22 protein-coding genes are annotated in these 23,469 nt (G+C 40.9%); 12 read left to right on the top strand and 10 right to left on the bottom strand.

Annotated features, from left to right (window positions below):
• From ACSLUH_RS03865 to ACSLUH_RS03855, 3 genes are all read left to right on the top strand, one after another.
• Entirely contained in the window at nt 1–1,218 is a 1,218-nt protein-coding gene (locus tag ACSLUH_RS03865) for an erythromycin esterase family protein (protein ID WP_448564788.1), read from the top strand.
• Nucleotides 1,219–1,368: 150 nt separating this feature from the next.
• Nucleotides 1,369–1,791: a hypothetical protein gene (locus tag ACSLUH_RS03860; RefSeq protein WP_448564786.1), complete on the top strand. Its 423-nt coding sequence runs from the start codon at nt 1,369–1,371 to the stop codon at nt 1,789–1,791.
• 17 nt (nt 1,792–1,808) lie between these two features.
• Entirely contained in the window at nt 1,809–3,020 is a 1,212-nt protein-coding gene (locus ACSLUH_RS03855) for a CaiB/BaiF CoA transferase family protein (RefSeq protein WP_448564784.1), read from the top strand.
• Nucleotides 3,021–3,236: 216 nt separating this feature from the next.
• Here ACSLUH_RS03855 and ACSLUH_RS03850 read toward each other — a convergent pair whose 3' ends face one another.
• Entirely contained in the window at nt 3,237–3,842 is a 606-nt protein-coding gene (locus ACSLUH_RS03850) for an FMN-dependent NADH-azoreductase (protein ID WP_448565217.1), read from the bottom strand.
• A gap of 176 nt (nt 3,843–4,018) precedes the next feature.
• Here ACSLUH_RS03850 and ACSLUH_RS03845 point away from each other — a divergent pair, with 176 nt between their 5' ends.
• From ACSLUH_RS03845 to ACSLUH_RS03830, 4 genes are all read left to right on the top strand, one after another.
• Nucleotides 4,019–4,870: a pirin family protein gene (locus tag ACSLUH_RS03845; RefSeq protein WP_448564782.1), complete on the top strand. Its 852-nt coding sequence runs from the start codon at nt 4,019–4,021 to the stop codon at nt 4,868–4,870.
• A gap of 33 nt (nt 4,871–4,903) precedes the next feature.
• Complete coding sequence (locus ACSLUH_RS03840) at nt 4,904–5,788, top strand: LysR family transcriptional regulator (protein WP_448564780.1); 885 nt, start codon at nt 4,904–4,906, stop codon at nt 5,786–5,788.
• A 54-nt stretch (nt 5,789–5,842) separates the two neighbouring features.
• A complete protein-coding gene (locus ACSLUH_RS03835) occupies nt 5,843–6,406 on the top strand; it encodes a lipid-binding SYLF domain-containing protein (RefSeq protein WP_448564778.1) in 564 nt (187 codons plus the stop codon).
• 204 nt (nt 6,407–6,610) lie between these two features.
• Complete coding sequence (locus ACSLUH_RS03830) at nt 6,611–8,389, top strand: putative bifunctional diguanylate cyclase/phosphodiesterase (protein WP_448564776.1); 1,779 nt, start codon at nt 6,611–6,613, stop codon at nt 8,387–8,389.
• Between the two features lie 31 nt (nt 8,390–8,420).
• Here the strand turns inward: ACSLUH_RS03830 and ACSLUH_RS03825 are convergent, their stop codons facing one another.
• From ACSLUH_RS03825 to ACSLUH_RS03810, 4 genes are all read right to left on the bottom strand, one after another.
• Entirely contained in the window at nt 8,421–8,966 is a 546-nt protein-coding gene (locus ACSLUH_RS03825) for a DUF3592 domain-containing protein (RefSeq protein ID WP_448564774.1), read from the bottom strand.
• A 1-nt stretch (nt 8,967) separates the two neighbouring features.
• Nucleotides 8,968–9,807 carry a hypothetical protein gene (locus tag ACSLUH_RS03820; RefSeq protein ID WP_448564772.1) on the bottom strand — a complete coding sequence of 280 codons (840 nt, stop codon included), beginning with the start codon at nt 9,805–9,807 and terminating at the stop codon, nt 8,968–8,970.
• A 131-nt stretch (nt 9,808–9,938) separates the two neighbouring features.
• Nucleotides 9,939–11,798 (bottom strand): choice-of-anchor I family protein, encoded by a 1,860-nt coding sequence (locus ACSLUH_RS03815; protein ID WP_448564770.1) that lies wholly within the window; start codon nt 11,796–11,798, stop codon nt 9,939–9,941.
• Between the two features lie 161 nt (nt 11,799–11,959).
• Nucleotides 11,960–12,400, bottom strand: coding sequence for an Lrp/AsnC family transcriptional regulator (locus ACSLUH_RS03810; protein ID WP_448564768.1), 441 nt, complete (start codon nt 12,398–12,400; stop codon nt 11,960–11,962).
• A 207-nt stretch (nt 12,401–12,607) separates the two neighbouring features.
• Here ACSLUH_RS03810 and ctlX point away from each other — a divergent pair, with 207 nt between their 5' ends.
• From ctlX to ACSLUH_RS03795, 3 genes are all read left to right on the top strand, one after another.
• Complete coding sequence (ctlX, locus tag ACSLUH_RS03805) at nt 12,608–13,522, top strand: citrulline utilization hydrolase CtlX (protein ID WP_448565216.1); 915 nt, start codon at nt 12,608–12,610, stop codon at nt 13,520–13,522.
• 31 nt (nt 13,523–13,553) lie between these two features.
• Complete coding sequence (locus tag ACSLUH_RS03800) at nt 13,554–14,951, top strand: alanine/glycine:cation symporter family protein (protein WP_448564766.1); 1,398 nt, start codon at nt 13,554–13,556, stop codon at nt 14,949–14,951.
• Nucleotides 14,952–15,039: 88 nt separating this feature from the next.
• Nucleotides 15,040–15,219 (top strand): DUF6435 family protein, encoded by a 180-nt coding sequence (locus ACSLUH_RS03795; RefSeq protein WP_448564764.1) that lies wholly within the window; start codon nt 15,040–15,042, stop codon nt 15,217–15,219.
• 108 nt (nt 15,220–15,327) lie between these two features.
• On the opposite strand, the gene ACSLUH_RS03790 is transcribed toward ACSLUH_RS03795, so the two are convergent.
• The 4 genes from ACSLUH_RS03790 to ACSLUH_RS03775 all read right to left on the bottom strand — a co-directional run bounded on the left by ACSLUH_RS03790 (nt 15,328) and on the right by ACSLUH_RS03775 (nt 20,180).
• On the bottom strand, nt 15,328–15,855 hold the full coding sequence (locus tag ACSLUH_RS03790) for a GrpB family protein (protein WP_448564762.1): 528 nt from the start codon (nt 15,853–15,855) through the stop codon (nt 15,328–15,330).
• Nucleotides 15,856–16,107: 252 nt separating this feature from the next.
• Nucleotides 16,108–18,678, bottom strand: coding sequence for a M9 family metallopeptidase (locus ACSLUH_RS03785; RefSeq protein WP_448564760.1), 2,571 nt, complete (start codon nt 18,676–18,678; stop codon nt 16,108–16,110).
• A gap of 249 nt (nt 18,679–18,927) precedes the next feature.
• Nucleotides 18,928–19,743 carry a PE-PPE domain-containing protein gene (locus ACSLUH_RS03780; RefSeq protein ID WP_448564758.1) on the bottom strand — a complete coding sequence of 272 codons (816 nt, stop codon included), beginning with the start codon at nt 19,741–19,743 and terminating at the stop codon, nt 18,928–18,930.
• Between the two features lie 17 nt (nt 19,744–19,760).
• Nucleotides 19,761–20,180 (bottom strand): nuclear transport factor 2 family protein, encoded by a 420-nt coding sequence (locus tag ACSLUH_RS03775; RefSeq protein WP_448564756.1) that lies wholly within the window; start codon nt 20,178–20,180, stop codon nt 19,761–19,763.
• Nucleotides 20,181–20,477: 297 nt separating this feature from the next.
• Here ACSLUH_RS03775 and ACSLUH_RS03770 point away from each other — a divergent pair, with 297 nt between their 5' ends.
• Together ACSLUH_RS03770 and pip are read left to right on the top strand one after the other, a co-directional pair.
• The gene (locus ACSLUH_RS03770; protein WP_448564754.1) at nt 20,478–20,684 is read left to right on the top strand and encodes a cysteine-rich CWC family protein; all 207 of its coding nucleotides are present in this window, start codon (nt 20,478–20,480) and stop codon (nt 20,682–20,684) included.
• Nucleotides 20,684–21,634, top strand: a complete 951-nt coding sequence (gene pip, locus ACSLUH_RS03765; protein WP_448564752.1) for a prolyl aminopeptidase — start codon at nt 20,684–20,686, stop codon at nt 21,632–21,634. Before ACSLUH_RS03770 ends, pip begins: the two co-directional genes overlap by 1 nt.
• Nucleotides 21,635–22,485: 851 nt before the next feature.
• Here pip and ACSLUH_RS03760 read toward each other — a convergent pair.
• Nucleotides 22,486–23,235, bottom strand: coding sequence for a helix-turn-helix domain-containing protein (locus ACSLUH_RS03760; protein ID WP_448564750.1), 750 nt, complete (start codon nt 23,233–23,235; stop codon nt 22,486–22,488).
• Nucleotides 23,236–23,469: the final 234 nt, after the last annotated feature.

Here is a 23,469-nt window from a genome sequence, read left to right as displayed (position 1 = left end):
ATGAAACCATTTTCAATATTCGCTAAATTGCTCAGTTTGATCGTTCTGTTTTTTCACGCGAATGCCGTTTGCGCTATGAGTATTCAAGATGATTACTCTGATTTAGCTATTTTTGGCGAACAAATCAAAGATAAACGCATAATCTACCTTGATGAGTTAACCCATGGAGAGCATGAAGTTTACGCATTAAAGACGCGCTTAATTAAATACCTCCATCAACAGCATAACTTCAATGTGTTGTTGTTAGAGAGTGGCCTTTACGATGTACAGGAAATAGATAAAAAATCAGCTCAGTCTGAGACAGCAAACTTAACCACGCTTGCCCCTGGCAATATATTTTATGGCTACGCAACAGACCAAGGTTTTACCGAACTATTAAACTACATTGACCAACAAAGGCAGCAAGAAAAGTCACTCCAACTTAGTGGATTTGATGGCCGTTTAAGTGGTGAACATTCGGTAAGCCAATTGGTGCCAATGCTGAAAACAATTGTCGATACATACTTGCTTGAAAGTCAAAAGCCACAAAATTGGCAGAGTTTTGCAACGCTTCTCCAATCGAGTCTAGATCGCAAGCCTGCCTCTTTAACTGAACAGCAAAAAATTAATCACATCAAGCAGACTTATCAATTAATTTCCGCGCTTGAATCTATCGACAAACAGCCAAACATTGACTCGCCAAGCTATTACGCGCAATTACTGAAAGGGGTTATTCGCCTCTTTGAGGTCGAGCACAATTATCGTCGCTTTGATGAACACGATTTGATCATGGCCGATAATATCAGATGGTTAATGGAGCATGTTTATCCTCAGCAGAAAGTCATAATCTGGGGGCACTATGTTCACGTTAATCGTAAAGGGTATCTCGATAAAAACTACGACAACCTTGCCACACGACTAAACAGCTATTATCCAGAACAAACATACCACGTTAATATCGCTGGGCTTTCAGGTGCTTATCGTGATTATATTGACGGGCAAGTCAAACCATTACCCCTGCTAACTAAACGCCACCTTGGATACCAACTCAAACAACAATTTACACCCCAACAATCAATACGATTTATTTACCCGAAGCAATTCGATGAACAACAGTATCAACAATTGGAACTACATGGATTTAACTACGAAGCAAACGCTGCGATTAACGTGTCCAACTGGCAGCAACATTTCGATGGGGTATTTTTAATTAAGGAAGTGAGCCCAAGTCAACATTAAATATTTAGCACTTGTTGAAAAAGCTTGTAAATTGATTAATTTTTACTGATTAATTTTAAATAGGTTATGATGAGATTAAGATGCAAAGTCCTATTAAGCTGTTTAGCTTTGTGTAAAGTAGATTAGTTAACTTAGTTACGAGGAAAAGCAATGAAAAACACGTCAGCTTTGCAAACTGAATGGCAACTCCTGCAAAACCAATGCGACAGCTATGAAAAATATGGACTGATCATAAAATTAGTCTGTTTAGCGAGCGTAGCCCTCTATCTTGCCAATGATTATTTATCCCTTTGGCTATTAGTACTCACTTTGTGTTTTTGGGGGCAAAACGCCATATGGAATACGTTCCAAAGCAGAATTGAACAACGACTTTTAATCTTAGAATCAGCAATTAATAGTGAAAATGGCCAAGCAACGAAGGCTTTTCAATTTCAAAGTGAGTTTTTAGCAAATCGACCAAATGCGATCAAATTGATGTTTGAGTACGGTAAGAATGCATTAAGACCCACTGTTGCCTTCCCTTATGTTGTTATCGTCATTGCTTTTTTTATCAAATATTTCTCCCTAATTTGAGTGTAAGATAAGCACGAATGAAGTCTGCACTAGAAAATATTAAGGTTATTGATTTAAGTCGTATTTTAGCTGGCCCTTGGGCATCACAAATGCTCGCTGATTTGGGTGCAGAAGTGATTAAAGTCGAAAACCCTAAAGGTGGTGATGATACTCGTCATTGGGGCCCTCCTTTTATGCCCTCTCAGCACAATGATACCGAACAAGCGGCTTATTTTCATTGCGCTAATCGAAATAAGAAATCAGTTGCTATTGATATCAGTAAAGCTCAAGGGCAAGCCTTGATTAAATCATTGGTAAAACAAGCTGATGTCGTGATTGAAAATTTTAAGGTAGGCGGGCTGCAACAATATGGCCTTGATTATCAATCACTAAAAAGTATCAACCCGACGCTTATATTTTGTTCGATTACTGGTTTTGGACAAAACGGCCCATGCGCTCACAAAGCCGGTTATGACGCTATGATCCAAGGTGAAGGCGGTTTAATGAGCTTAACTGGTGAGCCTGATGGCCAACCAATGAAAGTGGGTGTTGCTGTGGTTGATGTCATGACCGGCCTTTATGCTGCTAATGCAATAATGGCGGCTTTATTTGCTCGCCAGCAACAAAACATTGGTCAGTTTATCGATATTTCTTTACTCGATGTTCAGCTAGCGACACTAGCAAACCAAGGCTTTAATTATTTGGCAACCGGAAGTAATCCTACTCGGCATGGAAATGGCCATCCTAACATTGTCCCATACCAAACTTTTGCGACCCTAGATGGATACATTATTCTTGCCATTGGTAATGATCGACAATTTGAAAAGTTTTGTCAGTTAATTAACCGAATAGAGTTAGCAGAAGATCCCAAGTACAGCACTAACCAAGCACGAGTCAACAATCGACAAAAGCTGATTGCTATTTTGAATGAAGAACTCGCTCAACGTACCTGTCAATGGTGGTTGGAACACTTAGAGCCGCTTTCAGTTCCCTGTGGTGCCGTCAATCAACTAAGCGATGTATTTAATCATCCACAAATAAAGCACCGCCAAATGGTCCAGCTGTTTAACCATGACAATAATGCATTGGCAGCAACCATCGCAAACCCTATTAATTTATCTAAAACACCTGTTTCTTATCGCAGTGCACCACCTGCACTTGGTCAACAAACCAGAGAAATACTGAGCACTAGTTTAGGGCTAAGTGAAGAAGTCATCGATAAACTTTACCAAGACAACATCATCGCTTAGCCACTTAAGTAACCTCAGCTCTGCATAAGGAATGCATTTCTAACGCCTATTTTTACATACTTCTTCGTTATATTGTCGTGAAATAGCTGGCTATTCCTACAACAATTCGCCTTGAATTACGTAAAAAGTAGCGCGCTATAAAGTCACAGTAACCTTAAGCGTTTGACTTTATCGTTTTCGTGCTATTTCTTATACAAACCTGAGGTTAAGTAAGTTTTATGCCGCCAATTCTGCCGCTACCTTTGTCATTTGCTCGCTAGCCTTAACCAAGCGTTGCTCTTTTTCGGGCATATTTAATCCCTCGGCATAAATAAAACGGATATCACTCAAACCAATAAAGCTAAAGAAATCCTTAAGGTATTGGCTTTGACTATCTTTTTCAGTACCCGCATACATACCGCCACGAGCCGCAACGATAACGACGTCTTTGTTGTCCAACAATCCAACCGGACCGGTTTCCGTATATTTAAACGTTATGCCGGCTCGCGCGACTCGGTCAACCCAAGCTTTAAAGTTAGACGGTACACCAAAATTATACATCGGCATTGCCACTACGATCGTGTCATGAGCTTGCAGTTCGTCGATCAACGCTTGCGATAATGCTGCTAATTCGATTTGCTCTGGTGTACGCTCGTCAGGACTTGCCATCCAAGCACCCATCTCTTCTTGGCTAAGATGAGGAATCCGCTCAACACTTAAATCTCTTTCGGTAACGGTGAAGTCTGTTGTCTTTTGCAGCTTAATTAAAAACTCGTCAGTTAACTTATTTGAGTTGCCTTGCTCACCATTTAACGATGATTTGATCACTAATACTTTTTTCATCATAGCCCCCTAACTTTGGTTGATGAAGCATTATTGCCTAAGAAATGGGCAATGAAAATTGATAAAAATCGCACATAACATTCGAAATAAACGAACAATAGCTTCAATTATCGCTAATATATAAACAGATAACAGAATGTAAACTATGATAAATGATTGATTAGTGGAGCAAGAATATGGCGAGTAAACTCGTAGCACAAACTCATGACCTTGGCGCATTTAAGGTTAAACGTATACTACCAAACGCCGAGCAACGCATGGTTGGCCCGTTTATCTTCTTTGACCAATTTGGCCCGGCGGAGTTTTCTCCAGGACAAGGCGTCGATGTTAGACCCCATCCGCACATTGGATTATCTACGCTCAGTTATCTATTAGAAGGTAGCATGCTTCACCGTGATTCTTTGGGTAATATCGTTGAAATACACCCTGGTGATGTCAATTGGATGACATCAGGCAGCGGCATTGTCCATTCTGAACGAGAAACCATTGAAGTTAGAGCAACAAAACATAAGCTTAGCGGCGTGCAATGCTGGGTAGCCCTTCCCGAAGCACTAGCAGAAATGTCACCAAACTTTGAACATGTTAATAAAATCTCATTACCTCAGCGTCACTTAGAAGGCATTATGATGAGAGTCATTGTGGGAGAAGCGTACGGCTTAAAATCGCCAGTGACATCTTATTCACCGATGTTTTTTATTGATATGGTCGCCAATGAAAACAACACAATAGCGCCTCCTAACCCAGCACATGAAACCGCAATTTATGTTATTTATGGCGAAGTTACCCTCACTGGCGAACAATACTCATCGGGGGATTTTGTCGTACTGAATAACCAAGATCAGCACATCAATTTCTCCAAAGCATCAAGGGTTTTGGTACTTGGCGGAGAAAAATTTGATAAACAACCATTTTTACATTGGAATTTTGTTGCCTACACTAAAGCGCGAATCGAGCAAGCAAAGCTTGATTGGCAAGAGCAACGGTTTGCCAAAGTCATTGATGATACCGATGAATTTATTCCACTGTAAATCTAACACTAAGATAATAAAATCGAGTTTTTTATGTTAAGAATATCGCTAGAGCAATGGCGTATGTTTAGAGCCGTGGTTGAGGCCGGAGGCTTTAACCAAGCTGCAGCTAAAGTACACAAAAGCCAATCAAGTATACACAACGCGGTTAGCAAAATTGAATCAACCTTAGACATCAAGCTTTTTAATATCGAGGGTCGTCGCACCCAGTTAACCGAAACGGGGAAGTTACTGCTAAAAAGAGCGAATTTTTTGCTTGATGAAGCTGCTAAGGTTGAAGCGGTTGGTTTCACAATTGGTCAAGGTACCGAAACCCTATTACGCATCGCAGTTGATGAAATTTTTCCACAAAATATTCTTTATTCAACACTTGATTCGACATCTGCTACCTTTCCTTTGCTGCAAATTGAATTAATGGAAACCGTGTTGACAGGTTCAAGCGAATTAATGCAAAACTCACTTGCCGATATTGCCATCTCTCCCTTTCTCACTGAAACCGCCAGCAGCGAAGAGCTTTGCGATATCAACTTTGTTGCCGTCGCCCATCCTGACCATCCTTTGCACCAACTCAATCAAGAATTAACATTAGAAGACCTTAAAAGTTATCGACAGATAGTGGTGAGAGATTCAGCGCTGGGCAAACGAGCTGATGCCGGCTGGCTTGGTGCCCATCAACGTTGGACGGTCAGTCACTTGCAAACGTCAACCAATATGATCAAGGCTGGACTTGGCTTTGCTTGGCTCCCTGAAAGCTATGTTGCCAATGAAATCGCGCAGGGAGTCATTAAGCCTTTGCCCTTGTCAAATAATGCCACCCGCTCTGCAAAACTTTATGCACTTTACAAAGATAAAGACAATTTAGGACCAGCCGCACAACACTTTTTAGCTCAGTTACGGCTAATTATCAGCAATATCTGATTTTTGTCTATACTTTCAACTTAACTTGACCCACATCGAATAGGCAAAAGTAAAATGCTAGTCGCTAGAAAAATAGTTGTCATCGGATTTGTTTTCATTCTTTCCGCCTGTGCATCAATGGGTGATGGCTCAAAAGCAGAAAAACAACAAGCAATTCTAAAGATGAAAGACCAAGTACTTACCCAATTGTTTGCTAAAAAACCCGATACGCGAGCACAAATAAACGCTGCACCCGGCTATGCCGTTTTTTCAAATGCCAATGTTAACCTGATCTTTATGGCCGCTGGCACCGGTTATGGTGTCGTTAAAGATATGGCTTCAGGACAACATACCTATATGAATATGGCGGAAGGTGGCATTGGTTTGGGCCTAGGGGTAAAAGATTATCGTATCGTGATGGTTTTCCACACCAAAAAAGCAATGCAGAACTTTGTTAACTCAGGCTGGACGTTTGGCGGCAATGCAGACGCAGCAGCTAAAGCATCCCAAAAAGGCGCATCGGTTGAAGGCGAGGCCTATTATGGTGATGTAACTGTTTACACCTTCACCGAAACGGGTTTAGCACTTCAGGCTACCGTTAAAGGGACGAAATTTTGGAAAGACAGTGAGTTAAATTAGCCTTTCTTATATATTATACGTTTTTTGTATACAAAAAATTAAAGCACTGATTATTAAATCATTTAACTTTCTTTTATGACATTAATGTGAATCTTTCATGATAAAAGCATAAAAACCGATTGATTTTTAATCAGTGTTCTATACAATGCCCGACCTTATTTAACGTGTCCGTTGCGACTTCTCAATTGTTGTCAGGTAGTAATTGTGAATTCTTCCATACATATAGAGCAATCTTGGATAAGTGCTATTCAAGAGGTGCTAGGGCTCGCTACGGACAGCGAAACAGCTCAATGCAATAGCAAAGAAAAGCTCGCTACAGAGCTAACATTAAGTTTTGCTAACTTATTGGCATCGTTGCCACAACCTGCCCTATTAACGGACAGTAATGGCTTTATTATTGAAGTCAATGATGAGTTGTGCCAACTCTTTCATTATCACCGTGCCGACCTCAAAGGCGAAAGTATTCAAAAGCTTTATGCTCCGCTTCACAACAAGCAGTTTTTTAAGCAAAGCTGGCATAAAATCCTTGAGCAGCAACAAACCAAACAGCAACTATGGCACCATAGTCAAAAAGGTCTTTTGATCCCTGTTGAATTAAACTCACTATCACTGGCTAATAAAGTAAAAGATGATAACTTTTTCTTGCACATTTTAACCGATTTATCTCACAGCATTGATAACCAGAGCAAACTAGAGAAACTTGCTACCCGTGATCATCTGACCGATCTACCTAATCGATTCAGCATATTACAACGTCTAAAAAACGACATCGCGAGCCTAAAAAATAACGAACAACGCTGTGCTGTGGTGTTTATCGACCTAGACGGCTTTAAAAAAATTAATGATGTTTATGGACACCAAACCGGTGACAAATTAATGCTTGCAGGGATAAAGCGCCTTAAAAATGTTATAGCCGATGAGTTTTTAGGCCGTCTCGGGGGTGATGAGTTCGTGCTCATTTATCCATTCACTGACCAACAAGTACTTAATGTGTTTTTAGAGCGTATTTTAGCCAGCTTTCTTGAGCCATTTACCGTTGAACAACACGACCTATTTTTAGGCATTAATTTGGGTGTTTCGATTGCACCAACCAATAGCTGTTGTCCTGAAGAATTGATAAATCAAGCCGATATGGCGTTGCATGCCATCAAGAACAGTGAAAAGCGTATTCAATTTTACACCCAAGAGTTTTTACATTGCATGCAGCGTCAGTTAAAAATTGAGCACTATTTGAAGCAAGCGATTGAAAACGAAACCTTAAACGTCTTTTTTCAACCTAAATACAATTTAATCACTAATAAAATCGTTGGTCTTGAAGCACTACTGCGCTGGCATCATGAGGAGCTTGGCGACGTATCCCCAGACGAATTTATTGATATTGCAGAAAACGCTGGTTTAATTGTGAGTGTCGGTCGTTACGTATTAAACCTCTGCGCTAGACTGATTGCCAAACAACAAGCACAAGCTCAGCATTGCGTTCCAATCGCCGTGAATATTTCAGGTCACCACTTTTCACAATCTAATATTTATCAAGATGTCCTCAACGTCCTAAAGCAATACGCCATTGCGCCGAAATACCTTGAAATTGAAATCACTGAAAACGTGCTGATGATGGATTACGACAATGTCATCACGCAACTTACCCAGTTAAAGCAACTTGGGGTTAAAATATCTATCGATGATTTTGGAACTGGCCATTCTTCTCTTGAGCGGCTAGCAAATTTACCGATAGATTCACTGAAGATAGATCGTTCTTTTGTGCTTGAACTCAATGAACAACCACAAAAACAAGCGATCATTAAAGCGGTATTATCGATGTCTGATGCGCTGGGCTTAACCTCAATTGCAGAAGGCATTGAAACTGAAAGCCAAGAGCAGTTTTTGCGCTTTAATAAATGTCAATTTGGCCAAGGTTACTTGTTTGCCAAACCCATCAATGAAGAAGATACCATTTCGTTGTTAAAACAACGCATAGGTAACTAAAACTCAGCAATGGTAATCAATCTGAACCTAGCTATTCTGTTGTCTTTTGGTTAGTTTGACGAACCCACGGCACGAGTTTAATCAAACCAAAAGTCACTAACCAACACACAATTGCGGCAATAGTCAATGCAGTTTTATTACCAGAATCCACTTGCGGCTCAATAACCGAGCGCGCAGGCGAATCTGGGTTAACGTAAACATAAATAGGTTGTTCGTTTTCATATGAACGTATGTAATATTCGGCTTTAGAACGGCCATACGCATTGTAGTTATTGGTCCAACCTACGCGGTCATTTTGATAACGTTTGCCGTTAAATTCGTACTGGTATTCAACCTTAGGCGCATAATGCCACTCTTTAATGCCGTTTTTCGTGCCATCTCGCGTACTCATTATACGATCCACTCGAGCTGAGATGATCGTGGCTGGGGTTAATTGCCATGAATCAACAAACGGTGCTTCTAAATAAAACTCGATTACATTACGAGCAAAAACATAGCCCATAAACGCGGTTAGCATGGCAAAAAAATACAAAGCGTACGGAAAAATATTAAATTTCGTGTGAGTTTTGCTCGCCATCCTAGCCTCTCAATGCTTTATCAAGCGCGTTGATAAAAAGACTGTTGTAAAAATACAGATAAACATCATCCCAATTATGACCATAGATCAACCGTGGTGCTTGCTCATCATTTTGATAAATAAAACTCATTGCTTGCAGTGGATAGGGGTTCTTGTTTTTGTCATAAGGGCGAATTAAAAGGTAACGTGTGACGTCATCTTCAATATAACCAATGATCTCGACTTGCTGCCAAGAATTGATGAAATTAAAAAACTCGCTTGAATTGTATTGCACAGATAAAACTTTATCCCCTTGATAAATATTGACTAACCTTTCAATTTGACTATCTTCAACACTAAATTGTTTGATAAATTGCGTCGCCGCTGAAAAATTGTAGACAGAAACTGTAGTGGCAGCACTTCGGAGCTGACAAAGCTGCTGAGCTTCAACGCCCTGATACTGTTGGCAATCTGTTATTTGATCGATAACCCTGCTTTTGGAGTATGGCTGCATGGCTAACTTAAACGTTAATTGTGCACTGTCTTTAGTTAATAAATCCGCTTCCTTCAGCGGTATCGTAAAGGTTAATGGCGTACGTTTAAAAGATAATGCCCTTTGTTGACCATGTTGTACTTGAGCATCATAACGATTGTCGGCATTTAACTTAATTAGCGCTTTTAAATCCGCCCCGCCATCGTTAATCAAATTAGCTTGAGAATTGCCTTGCTTGACCGATTCAACAACGGCGAACTCAGTATAACGACCGTTTTTTAGAACACTCCAGCCATTAAGATTCGTCGCGAATACAGAAAAAGGGATGATCAGCACAAGCGCTGCAATTGCGGCCTTAAAATGTTTCACTGTACAACTCCATTTTTACAGTAATTTAACAAGTTATGACTATAACTTTAAAAGTAACCGCATTCAACGATAATCTATCGACCTAACTGAAAAAGCGAGCACCAAGCTTTTTCATCATCACGTAAAGTCGATTACTGCTCACTAAATTGCCACACAGCTACCGAACCTGAAATTTCATTACCAACTAGCAATAGTGCTTCACCTGTTGGGCTATCAGCTGCGGCAATAAACTTCATACCTTCAGGCGCTAAGTCGCCAGTGATATCTGCGCCTTCAACTAAGCCACGGTTAAAAATATAATCAACAAAACTGACGTTATAAGGGTTCGTCACGTTGTACACTAGAATACCCCCCATACGCTCTAAGCCGATAAACGCATAAGTTTGAGTACCTATAACGCCAACAGCCAAGGCTTCAGGCTCTGGACCTTTTGCATCAGAGCGCGTATCGCCACTGTTCTCATCTTCGTCATTGTTAAATGCCTGACCATGCACTGACGCGGTAATACGTTCAATATCATCACCTGAATCAAATACTTTTAAGCCATTTTGATCCCAAATGGTAAAAGAGCGAGCACCAAAAGCATGTAAGGTTTCATACTCTCCTTGCTCATTTTTGCCCATGGCATTGTTCACCAATAAACGCCCTAAGCCGTTCTTACCGCCTTTTTCATCAATATAGGCAGCAAGTGACGCACTTACTGGACCAAAGTCTTCTAAATCTTTAACACGCGCTTCATCGGTATAAGCGATACATATCTCTTCACCGTCTTCCCATTCATAAATACCTTGTGGGAAATCCGTTTCACATTCAACTTTGCCAGCATCTTCTACAGCATCACGCTCAAAAGCAATATACTCTCTACCATCACCTTCGTTAGCGGTAATAACAAAGTTGGCATTTTGCCATGTGTAGCTAACAATCGTATCCGGTTGATACATACCAACTAAGTGCTGGTATTGTTCAAAGTGAATGCCACCGTCTTTATCTGAGACATCAAGCTGATACTGACTCCAATCTTTAAAGCCCAGCCCTTTGATCGTGATAGCATTAGTGGCAAGGTCAATAATGGCTAATGCATTGTTTTCTTGCATAGAAACAAACGCAGTTTGGTTATCCGCTGATACTGCAACGTATTCAGGCTCTAAATCCTGCGCTACCGTATAATGGCGTACCTGCCCTTTCAGCGTTTGACCATCTGGGTTTGAAAACTTAACCCCTTGCGATTCCAGCGCCGCCTTTTGTTCATTAAAAGCCGCAAAACTTATTGCCGTTGCTGAATCTGCTGGCACGCCAGCGACGACATTAATAATTGAAATAGAACCTTCTGGGTCAACAAGATAATCATTCGACGGTTCACCTTCATTGGCGACAATAATCTTGCCACCATCATGAGTAAAAGCGACATTATCAGGTAGGTCACCCACTTCGATGTTTTTAATAAAGCTCGGTGTCGCCCCTGAGATATGATAAACCGCAACGTGACCATTCACGCCTGGCGTGCCTGAGGCAATGGCTACCGCCAGTAAATTATAATTGTCATCGACGGCGATGCTGTTAGCATCACCAGAAAGGCCTGAAGTCGCCTCTAAATTCAAGGTGAATGCGCTAACAAGGTTTGTGTTCGTAATAACACCTTGAGCATCAGCGGTTAAGGCGTCGCTATCGACATTGGTTAAATCAATAATTTCAACCACAGCAGGACTGACCGAACTATTTACCGCGTATACCCAGTTAGTTGACTTTTGAAAGGCAACTATCTCAGCAGCTCCTTCTGGGGCTAGAGCATTTAACACCGCTCGACCAATGAGCTGACTTTGTAATCCTAAGCTAGCGTTTTTTCCGTCCTGCCCATCTACACCATCCTGACCCGCTGCACCGACAGCACCTGCAACGCCTTGCGCACCATCTTCTCCGTCATCTCCATCAAAAGTACATGCTGAGATTACACCGATCAAAGACAACGCAATAGCGATTTTAGTTAGTTTCATTGTTTTACCTGTTTATCTAAATGCACAAAAATTTTGCGCATAGTCAAACAGGCTTGGATGATAATTTGATGACAAATTTATGTCGAAGCAATGACACTGCTATGAAACAACATGGAAAGGTATAAAGGGACTGCAAGCGCAGAAAAAGCAACCTCTGGTGATTAAACGGTACTCAGCAAGATACTGGTTTCGCTGTTTCTAACGTGATCAATTTCTCTAACCAGTCTTAACACGCGATCAAAATCAGCCAAGGTATTGGTTTCCAGTTCAGCAACCAAATCCCACTTCCCATTAGTACTATGTAGGGTTTTTAATTCTGGAATGCCTCGCATCTTATGGATGACTTGCCGTGTCGATTGTCCGGTTACTTCAATCATCATAATCGCTTTTACCGTATTCGCTTCAATATGCTGGTGTGCTCGAATGGTAAACCCTAATATGGCACCGGTTGACACTAAACGATCAATACGTTTTTGGACCGTTGCCCGAGATACTTTCATTTTTTTTGCCAGTGCAGACACTGACGCTCTGGCATCCTCGCGCAGTAAAGCAATCAGTTCACGATCAACATCATCATAGTTATACGGGGTTAAATTGGCCATAACGACACCTGCTCCTTTTCGAACAACTCGCAATATAGTGACATTTTGCTAATCAAGCTATAGCAAAATGCATAAATTATCTATCAAATTTATTCAAATTTACTCTATTTGCTATTCATGGCGAGCAGTTAAACTATGCCCTAATAAGGTTTCAAAGGAGTAACCACTGTGAATTGTCATAATGCTCAAGCACCAGATACAGTAATCATGATCCGTCCGCATCACTTTAGCATTAATCCAGAAACTGCCGCTGACAATGCGTTTCAACAAACGCTAGATGGTAGTGTTGATGCAACTATCGCTAGCAAGGCGTTTAACGAAGTAACCGATGTTTCAGAAACACTCAAGCAACACGGTGTCGATGTGCACCTTTTTGAAGATACCAGCAGATTAACGCCTGACAGTGTCTTTCCAAATAATTGGTTTAGTACGCATAGTGACGGCGCTATTGCACTCTTTCCTATGTATGCTCCAAATCGACGTAAGGAGCGTAGGCTTGATATTATTGACTATTTAAAAAAGCACTATAAAGTCAATCAAATCATCGATTTTTCGCCGCTTGAGCAAGAGGGTATTTTTCTTGAGGGCACAGGCGCTATGGTGCTCGACCGTATTCAACGTATTGCCTATACAGTGGCATCAAACCGTGCCAATGGACAAGCGCTAGCTCGTTTTTGTTTGCACTTTAATTATCAACCGATGCTGTTTGAAGCCGCTGATGATCAGCAAATCCCTATTTATCACACCAACGTATTAATGTGTGTCGGTACGCGCTTTGCTTTGATTGCATTAGACCTTATCACCGATCCAAACAAGCGAAAATTAGTCGAAAGCCAGCTCGTTGACTCTGAGCGCACCATAGTTAACCTTAGCGCAAAACAAATTTCTTCTTTTTGTGGTAATGCTTTGGAACTAAAAGGAAAAAATGGCAATATTTTAGCGCTTTCTAGGACCGCCTATGGCGCATTAACTGAACTACAAAGACAAACGCTAGCGGAATTTGTCACCTTAGTGCCAATGGCAATTCCCACCATAGAGTTGGCAGGAGGGTCATTGCGTTGTATGTTAGCAGGTATACATTTACCGCGAAAACCTTCCGTTACTAGCGATATTTCAAGCTAATCAAGAGAAACCGACAAGGAGTAAGGTAATAATGACACTAGTGAACATCTTAAACGATTGGTTATGGGGTGGTGGTCAACTCCTTATCTACATATTAGTGGCTGCCGGTATTTGGTTTACTCTTAGCCTTCGCTTTATCCAATTTCGACATTTTCGTTATATGTTCACGGTAATGAAACATGGCTTTAGTGCTAATCAATCCGGTATTAGCTCTTTTCAAGCCCTATGTACCGGGTTGTCAGCCCGCGTTGGCACTGGCAACCTCGCCGGAGTTTCAGTAGCAATATCGCTTGGCGGCAGTGGCGCGATATTCTGGATGTGGGTGATCGCCATGCTCGGTATGGCAACCGGCTTTGCCGAAAGTATCCTCGGCCAGCTCTATAAAGTCAAAGACGAGCATAAAGAGTTTCGTGGCGGCCCTGCCTACTATATACAAATGGGCTTGGGTAGCCGACCTTTCGCTATTCTTTTTGCCTTATGTTTATTCCTCGGCTACGGGTTTAGCTTCAGTGCCATGCAAGCAAATACCATTACCGACGCAGTTAATCATGCTTTTGATATTCCGCCTCTGTATACCGGTATTGCAATTACCTTGCTAGCGGGCAGCATTGTTATTGGCGGATTACGCGGTATAGCCAGATTTGCTGAACGTGTCGTTCCTTTTATGGGAATCGCGTTTATTTTAACTGCACTCATTATCGCCTTGATTAACCTTACCGCCCTACCTGGGATGTTTTACGACGTCTTTATGTCGGCATTTGGCTTGCAAGAGGCAGGAGCTGGTGCCTTAGGCGCAGCGATAAAAAATGGCATTCAGCGTGGCTTGTATTCTAATGAAGCGGGAGCAGGTAGTGTCCCTCATGCTGCTGCCAGTGCCGCACCAACGCCTAATCATCCGGTTGCCCAAGGCTATGTGCAAATGCTTGGCGTGTTTATCGATACCATCGTGTTGTGTTCCTGCACAGCGGTGATCCTTTTATTAGCTGATTTACCGCTCTCAGGAGAAATGGAAGGTATTCGACTGACTCAAGATGCGATGACCGCGCATATGGGGGATGCCGGCATCTATTTTGTTGCAGCTGCGATATCGCTATTCGCCTTTACGTCAGTGGTGGCAAACTACGCTTATGCCGAAAGTAACCTACATTTATTTCATTTAGATAATAAAGTTGGCCGAACACTTTACACCTTAGCCTACTTAGGCATGGTTTTATGGGGCTCTAGTGCAACATTAAAGCAAGTGTGGGCAATGGCAGACGCAGCATTAGGATTAATGACCTTAGTCAACATCACCGCGATCATTTTACTAACCCCCACCATCATCGCGTTAACACGAGATTACCAAAGCAAATTAAAAAACCAGGAAGATATGTCATTCAAAAAGGCCGACATCAACTATCAAGGTAAGGTAGAAGAAGGTATTTGGTAGCTTGAAAGAGGTTAACGTTAAAATTTAACCAAACCAAAGTGCCTGAATTAACGTATAACCTTGGACACTGAAACCAAGGTTAAGCAATATGTTCTCAATATTTAAGAGAGACCCGATCAAACAATTAGATAAGCGTTATGAGCAAAAACTGGAAGAGGCTATGCATGCCCAGCGTAACGGCGATATAAAATCTTATTCAATGATCACCGAAGAAGCTGAAAAAATTAAAAGTGAAATTCTAGCATTGCAAGCAGTAGAAAAAGGCTGAGCCTTGGTTGTTAGCAGAAACGAAAAATTGGGGCCAGATTTATCTTCCGACTTTTTTCAGTCTGCTGACCTTAGCGTGCAGACCGACTCTTATCTAAAACTTTTATTGTTAATTGGACTCAATTGGTTTTAAGCCTACTGAATCTAGCGCTTTTTTGATAAATGGCCACTTAAATTGTGTATAAGCCTCTCGATCGTTTATAAATTTTTGCGCCAATTCCTTCTTTAGCGTTGCATATTCAAAAGCAATACTTGGGTTGGTTCGCAACAAATTTCTAAATGCTATTCGCTCAATCCATAAGCGACTGTTATAAGGCACTAAATGCAAATGATGGGTTCTAATCTCAGGTGATGGTTTACAAAACCAATGCATCAGCTCAGATTTATAGGGGTAGTAACAATAGGAATTATCAGAAAGCAGCTCAATTGCACCTTTCGAAGCATCAAGTGATTTTACACCAACCATAATGTCTATAATTGGTTTGGCGACCATTCCAACAACTGATGTACTGCCAACATGCTCAATTGAACCTTGAACATAATCTCCGAGTAGTGAAGACAAAAAATCCCTTTCTGATTGATACGTCGCTACCCACGCAGGATTGTAACTGACAATTTTTATTGATTGGTCACTCAAGGTTTCGAACTCTCCTAGTCGTTAACAAAATTAAAGCAACCCAAGGGTCGTTCCTCTTAATGAGCCAGTTTTAACATCCTTGCTAGCGAATTACCAATGATAAAGGTATTGAGCTAAATGATTTTAATCGTCGTTTAACCAAACCTTATCAACTGCTTTGCTGACTATTGGAACAACTCTATAATGACGGCATCAAAGATAAAAAAACCAGCGTATCAAACGCTGGTTTTTCACTAACAGAAAATCGGCTTGTTACTTTTGTTCCATCAACAAGGTAAAGTCGCTTTCATGGCCAGTAGCACTAATATAGTGCCAGCCACCGCTTGGGTTTGTTACCGTGATATTTTCCCGATTGCTTTCAGGCGCCGTTGAACTGTTTTCATAGTCGCTTGTTGAAGGCCAAGTTTGGCTACTGTGATAAAGCGAAACATCGCCGCTGCCGTGTGCAGAGGTAATGGTTAATTCAGTTGTGCCCTCATCAACCCAAAAAGAGAAGTAAGTCATTGGCGATTGACCAACACAAATTGCTTCACCCGAAGTTAACGTTTCATAGGTGGTTGACGCTTGTGTGTCACAGGCATTCGCTAACGAAAATGCCTCCCAAGAAACCGATAATGTTACATCAGAGAATCCTTGGTTTTGATAAGGATTCAACATAATATGCCACGGACCTGCTACTGGTTGCTCAATCGTAACCGATTCGTTATTACCGTTTAACCATGGGCGATGGTCATAAACGTCCGTGGTTGCTTCTTGGCCTTGTTTAATGTGTAAATCAGCATCGCCACTACCACCACTAATCGAAATGATTAAGTTACTCGCATTCTCAGGTATTGAAGTAAAAAATGCCGGTTGTTCGCTACCGTCTGACGATACCACAACACTTTCGCCATTAACTAACTCGTTAGTTTGTGGCGGTTCAACTGGCCCACCCGTGCTTTCAACCGTTTCTAACCAACTGTTGAAATCGCTATCATAGCTCGTTCCTATGCTATCCAACAATTGCGCGTATTGGTCAAAATTACCCGCACGCATATACGCGATCATTTGATCAACATCGGCTCTTCTGCGCTCAAACATATAACGCACCGCTAAATAACCCCAGGTGTAGATTTGCTCTTGCGTCGAATCGTTGTAGTTATTTCTAAATAAAGAGCTAAGTGAATGAAGCTTATCGCGTGCAACGTTAACGGCATGATCATTAAAGTTTTTCTTGGCGATATAATCAGCTAAACCTTCACTCCACCACACGGTGTCGTAACTATTGCCAAGCTCAAAGCCACCGTACAAGTTAAAGCGACCATCAAGATAGTGAGTGTATTCATGATTTAAGTTCCACACTTCAAAATCAGGTTTTTCCCACTCGGCTTCATAAGCAAAAAAGCGCGGAATATTGCCTTGCTCAGAGGGTACACCTTCTAAATAGATCCCACCATTATCGGTGCTATGCTCAAATATGATGCCTGAGTAACGCTTATAATCTGCGCTTGAATCATAGATCACCAGTTCTAGCGCGGTATTTAAGTCGTCTGGCACTGGGGTATTATTGGTGTTAAGTTTTTGATGAAAATATGTTTCTTGTATCGCCAAACTAGAGCAAATTTGCGTGAGTTGTTCACTGGTTAACTCTTGTGCTCTAACAACCAGGGTATCACTGCATTCATGACGTATAGGTAAAACTTGCGCTTCTAGCTCTTGTTCAAAGTTACAAGTGCCATAGTAATCACAATTATCACCATCGTAATAATTGGCCATGTTCGCGGCATTGATCCATGCGCCAGCGCCATTGCCCGTCATCGAGTATGTTGTCAAAACATCTTTAACTAACGGCTTAACTTTAGTAAACGTTGCGCCGCCGTAACCTAGCATTCGACCTAACTCACTGGTTGCATCATTAAGCTGATTTTCATAGTAGTCGCCAATTAGAGCGCCATTGTTATCAATAAAGCTTTTAAGTGATGTGACGATAGACGTATCGCTATTTACGTGGTCAACAAAATTCGGGTCAAAAGAGCCGCGATAGATCAAAGTTAAGACATTAGTGAATGCTGATTGCATGTCGTAGCCCCAATCTTTGTTATATCGTGAAAGCCAATTTTTAGCGACATCGATATACCTAACACTGTAGTCGGTACCACCCATAAGAATAATAATTTGGCTAATTAATTTACCGTGGCTCTCACTCGTCGCGTAAAAATTGCTGTTGGCGGCGATAGTGTCTAAAAACTGATACGATGCTTGATGGAAAGTTTGGTCATAAGCACCAATGATATCTTCGTTACCCCATTGCGCCCAACGTCCTACACGAATATAAAGCACTAAATTTTCAAGCACCGCAACATTAACACCATCATAGCCAAGCGCTTCGGCTGTTGCCGCATTAAGCACTTTGATCATATCGGCTTGATTAAACAGCGTTTGCATGAGTGATTTATCAACGTTCCATAGGCTGTCCTTTAAACAATCAAAGTCGCTAGCATTTTTAAGTTGGTTTATTCGTTCAGTAATCGATAGTGAAGCTAGAGAGTTCGCATCAGCGCAGCTATTTGCATTTGCTTGAATATTTGCTGATGTTATTGAAAAAGATTTTAACGTTGGTTGGGTCTTCATTACTGAAGTTTTAGTAACAGCTGGATCTGCGATACGGTTTATCTGTTCATTGCTGAAAGGTTTAATGTATTTCGCCATTCCGTCATAAGGCTGGTTAGCTTCTTTTGGCGTCTGATGATCATGACCTACTGTATGAATTTTTACCGCCTGTGCTGCAGCGGATGTTGATAGCGCTGTAACCACCAGAGAATGAATAAGTGTTTTTCTGTACATGCCTTCTACCTTGTAGTAGTTAAATTTATTATTAGCTTATTTTTCTTATCTCCCTGCTGTTTATCTGTAATGTTTATTCCATAAAACTGCACACAATGTATACAATATATCCACATTCGATCAAGTTATTTCACTAAATATTTACAATTTTTTAAAGTGGACAATGTATCTTAACTGCGATAGCCAACAGTTAAGTGCAAGGTAAGCTTTTGTATTTAATCAAATAAATTCATTGGGATCTTGAAAAGATTATTTGTTAGCAGTACGACAAAGGAGTTGTTGTTCAAACCAAGAATCACCGTAACGCTCTCCAGCCATCATTGGTAATAAATAGTCGGCAATAAAAAAGTGTCCTCGAGCTTCTCTAATGAAAAGTTTACCTGAGAAATCAAAGTCTTGATGTTGCAAGCCCAAATGGGTGATTGGATCATAACGATTAGCAAAATGCTCGCAAAAAATCTCTTTTGGCAAGACGCTATCTTTAAAGCCTGCGCCAAAAGTAATATAAGATATACGACTGAGTTGTTCAGATGCTACCCGTTTTGATAGTGCGATTAATGCTGAAGATGCGATAATTGCCCCTTGAGAGTAGGCGACGATAATTAAGGACTGATCATCTTCGAGTTTATTTTCAATCGCCTGAATGACTTTTTTTGTAACTGGGTTAATGATGCCTTGTCGACCTTGATTACACTCTAACAAATCCCGAAAAAGGCCTTCTGTTTCATTGTGTATGACATCAACATCTCGACCAATAGATTGAGCAAGTATGTCTGCTTGGTGCCTTGCTAGCGGGTATGGCGTAACAATGCCATTAACAAATAGGACACGCGCCGCTTTATTGTCAGCTTTGGGTTTAAGCGCCGCATAACGTTTACTAAACTTTGCTTTAACCTTATTGAGAATATACCGCTTTCGAAAATTCATTTCGCTTTCGGGGTGGCGAACTGTGTTGAAATCAAGCAAGTGAAGTGGCTTAAATCGAGTGCCTAAGACAATGCGTAAATCATCTAGCAAGTGATCGCCAAATGCTTTTTTGATGTATTGTTCAACTAAGGTTTTCACGGTGATGCTATGCCAAATTACTTCTTAACACTGGTATAGATTTTATTGACCACTTTCCACTCATCTCCCATCTTGAGTAAAGATAAAAAGTCAATATACTTCCACGTCCCCATATCCCATTCAGCCCTCACCGACGCGGCGTTATTGACAATGTCGATTGAAATGATTTTGGTGGTATGCGTGCCTGGCTTTCCTGGAGTAAAAACACCCAAAAATTCTTTCAACTGATAAACACGATGCTTACCACCAGATATCCCTTGAATTATCGCATCGGGGTGAAATGCTTTAGCAATAACCTTAGGATCTCCCAAAATACTGCCTTCAAGGTAATAGTTTACCGCTTTTTCGACTGCAGCAAGTTGCTGATCACTATTGGAGACTGAGTTGGCAAATGCGCTTGTGCAAAGCACTGATAATACTAGTAATAAAAAACGCATGTTTCTCTCCTTTTTTACATCATTCCAAATTAGCACATAATACGATCTAGCGGGAGTTGTGAAATGTTACAAACTGTACAGTCTGTATTTCAATTCAAGAAAGTGTTTATGATAGCTATTATGTCGCGTTACTAAGTCCGTGCTGCTTCCATTATTTATATGCACGTGTTGATTTTTCTCGGTTAAATTCTGTTCGCACTTTACAACTAAGGAAGTTAAGCTAATAGAACATAAGCTTAAAGATCAACATTTAATTTTCAAACTCATTAATGTATATTGCATACCAAAAGGTATTCTATGTCTACTGAAGAAACGACCATTTGTCCATTATGCCAACAGGATAATCAGTGTCAGTTAAACGAAAAACACCCGTGTTGGTGCACAAAAGAAGTGGTTTCTAAAGCCCTTATCGACAAAGTTGCCAAAGAAAAGCAAGGCAAAGTATGTATTTGCCTTGCTTGTATCCGAAAATTTAATTTTGACTTAGCCACAAGGAAACTCTGATGAAATCACTCTACCCTGAAATTTCGCCTTTCGCCGATTTTATGTTGCCAGTAGATGACCAACATCAACTTTATGTTGAACAATGTGGCAACCCTAATGGGCAACCGGTAGTGTTTATTCACGGTGGCCCCGGCGCGGGTTGTTCGACAAACGATCGTCGATTTTTTGATCCTGAGCGCTATCATATTATTTTATTCGATCAACGTGGCTGCGGCCGATCCAAACCACACGGCAGCCTTGAAGACAATGATACCCGCTTTTTAGTGGCTGATATTGAAAAAATAAGAGAGCACTTAAACATAAAGCAATGGCATGTTTTTGGTGGCTCATGGGGTTCAACGCTATCTCTGGTTTACGCCCAAACTCACCCTACTTCAGTGAAAAGTTTAACCTTAAGAGGGATTTTTCTCGGGCGGCCAGAAGATACACAGTGGATGTTTGCTAGTGGCGGAGGAACCCGAATTTTCGCTGACTATTGGCAAGAATATTTAAATGCGCTGCCAGAAGGTGAAACACAAACCAGTGTTAGTGCCGCATATAACATTATGATTGGCGATGATAAGCAAGCGGCTGAGCGAGTAGCGCGAGCGTGGGCTGAATGGGAAATACGTTGCTGTACACTTGAGCCTAACGAAGAATTTGTTAAGGCTGCAACATCTGATGCTTCTTGTTGGACACTAGCCCGCCATGAAGCCCATTTCATGGCTCACGATTGCTTTTTAACCGACAATGAAATTTTGGCCAATTGCGGAAAAATCGCTCACATTCCAACAACCATCGTTCATGGCCGCTATGACATAGTTTGTCCTTTTGACAACGCTTGGTTGTTACACCAGGCGTTACCCGAATCAACATTAGTGGTCAGTAAAACCGCGGGGCATGCTTCGATTGAACCAGAAACCACACACCATTTAGTCTCTGCCACAGAGGCTAACTTAACACTTCGATAAGTTGGTTTTACACAGGCTATGATTTAACTCAACAGCCTTCAAATTTTACGAAAGTTCTTTACATTGTGATAAGGCGTTAAAGAGTAAACTCTTATAACGTCTTATCTCTTGACGAAGGGCTTTGTAAAAATAAAAATGACGATTCCTTACAACAGCAATTGGAGCGGAGAAATTGTAAAATATAAATCATCGACAAGACTTGCACCATAAAGGAATGCAACCGCAAAAACGTTAATAACAATCGTTTGAACACAGCGTTAATTCCTCATCGTTATAATAGTTCATTCTCATCATGCGCCTTTAAGCTGGCTAAAGGCTCTAGTATCCGATTGCACAGAATGACAAGTGCTATCACAAGTATCGTCGCTATTTCACTTCCCATGATAGACTTAAAGTTATTATAAAAAGAAAAATACAGAATAGGAGCTATGAGGATACTTACCATTAAACTCCACATGATAGTTGGCTGTAAAATATATAAACACTGTTCACATTTTAACACCCCTGATGAGATAAGATTTACACGTTTGCCTAAAGGAATTGAGTTTTTACAATGAGGGCACTGTCTATTTAATAACCACATAATTAACTCCCTTTAAAAACTGTCGTTACAAGACTATCAATAACGATTAACGATGTTGCAGTATCTGTGAATTCCATTTAAGAACACAAAAATGTTACGCAAGCGAAATTGAGCGTATCAAGTAACTTTTGCATGCACAACAAAGACGTATTGTGATTTTATTGTAAAAAGATTGTCAGCAAAACGCATATAACACTAATTTATCGAAGCGAACCTTAGCGTTATTATTATCGAGCTTTGCTATATCAAGTAAACGATATTGATATATTTACTTGATATAGTTATTTGGCGTCACCCCTGTTTGCTTTTTAAACATATAGATAAACGCAGAACTTGATTCATAGCCCAGCATGTGTGCGATATCGGAGATACTATCGCCAAGGACAAGGTGCTTTATCGCGATTTGAATGTTTAAGCGTTGACGCCATTCACTATAAGTAATGCCCGTTTCTTTTTTAAATCTTCTCGATAAAGTACGTGAAGAGGCATTAACAAACTTTCCCCACGCGACTAAATCACTTTTAATCGATGGGTGCTTTTGTAATCGCTCAGTAATTTGTAATAAGCGTTTATCGTGTGGGTATGGTAAATACGTATCTAGCGGTTTAGCTAAAAAGATATAGTCGCTTAACAAGCGCAGGATCCTGCCATGAATTGAAGCCCATTGATAATCTTTTGGAATGTTCAGCGCTTCATTGACCAAACCACTGAGTAGGCCTGTGCCTTGCAGTGCAATACAATGTTCACTGTCTAACGGGCAGAGTTCCGGAGCAAAATAAAAATGCGCTAAACTGGCATCAGTCTTGGCAATAACCTGATGTTCAAGTTCAGCTGGCACCCAAATTCCATGGCCTGGCGCAGCAATAAAACGACCTTGCTGATTGACCACAGCCAAAGCCCCTTGCTTAACAAAGTAGAATTGTCCCCGAGGGTGCCGATGAAGCGGCATGCCACTCATCGCTGCAATATGATGATCAAAAATAACCACGGGCTGTTCTTGTTCAACTTGTTGTGACATATCTTCAACACTTTAGCTGATTATTAAATTCTTAAGCTAATTGTTAGCGACTTTTTTAAATTTCTCAAACTTAAGTGCTTACTTTTCGCTATAATGGGCGGTCAATTATTGTTATTTTAACTAAATGTTACAAAACGTCGGTTTTCATTAACAACCGATGCTCTACACTAATTGAAGTGAACTGCTATTAGTTAGCCCGTCAGAATAAAGAGATAGTCAAGAAAGTGAATCAAG

Source organism: Thalassotalea ganghwensis, from assembly GCF_053485795.1.
The sequence above is the reverse complement of the archived record's forward strand: the minus strand, read 5'-3'. Positions and strand labels throughout refer to the sequence as shown.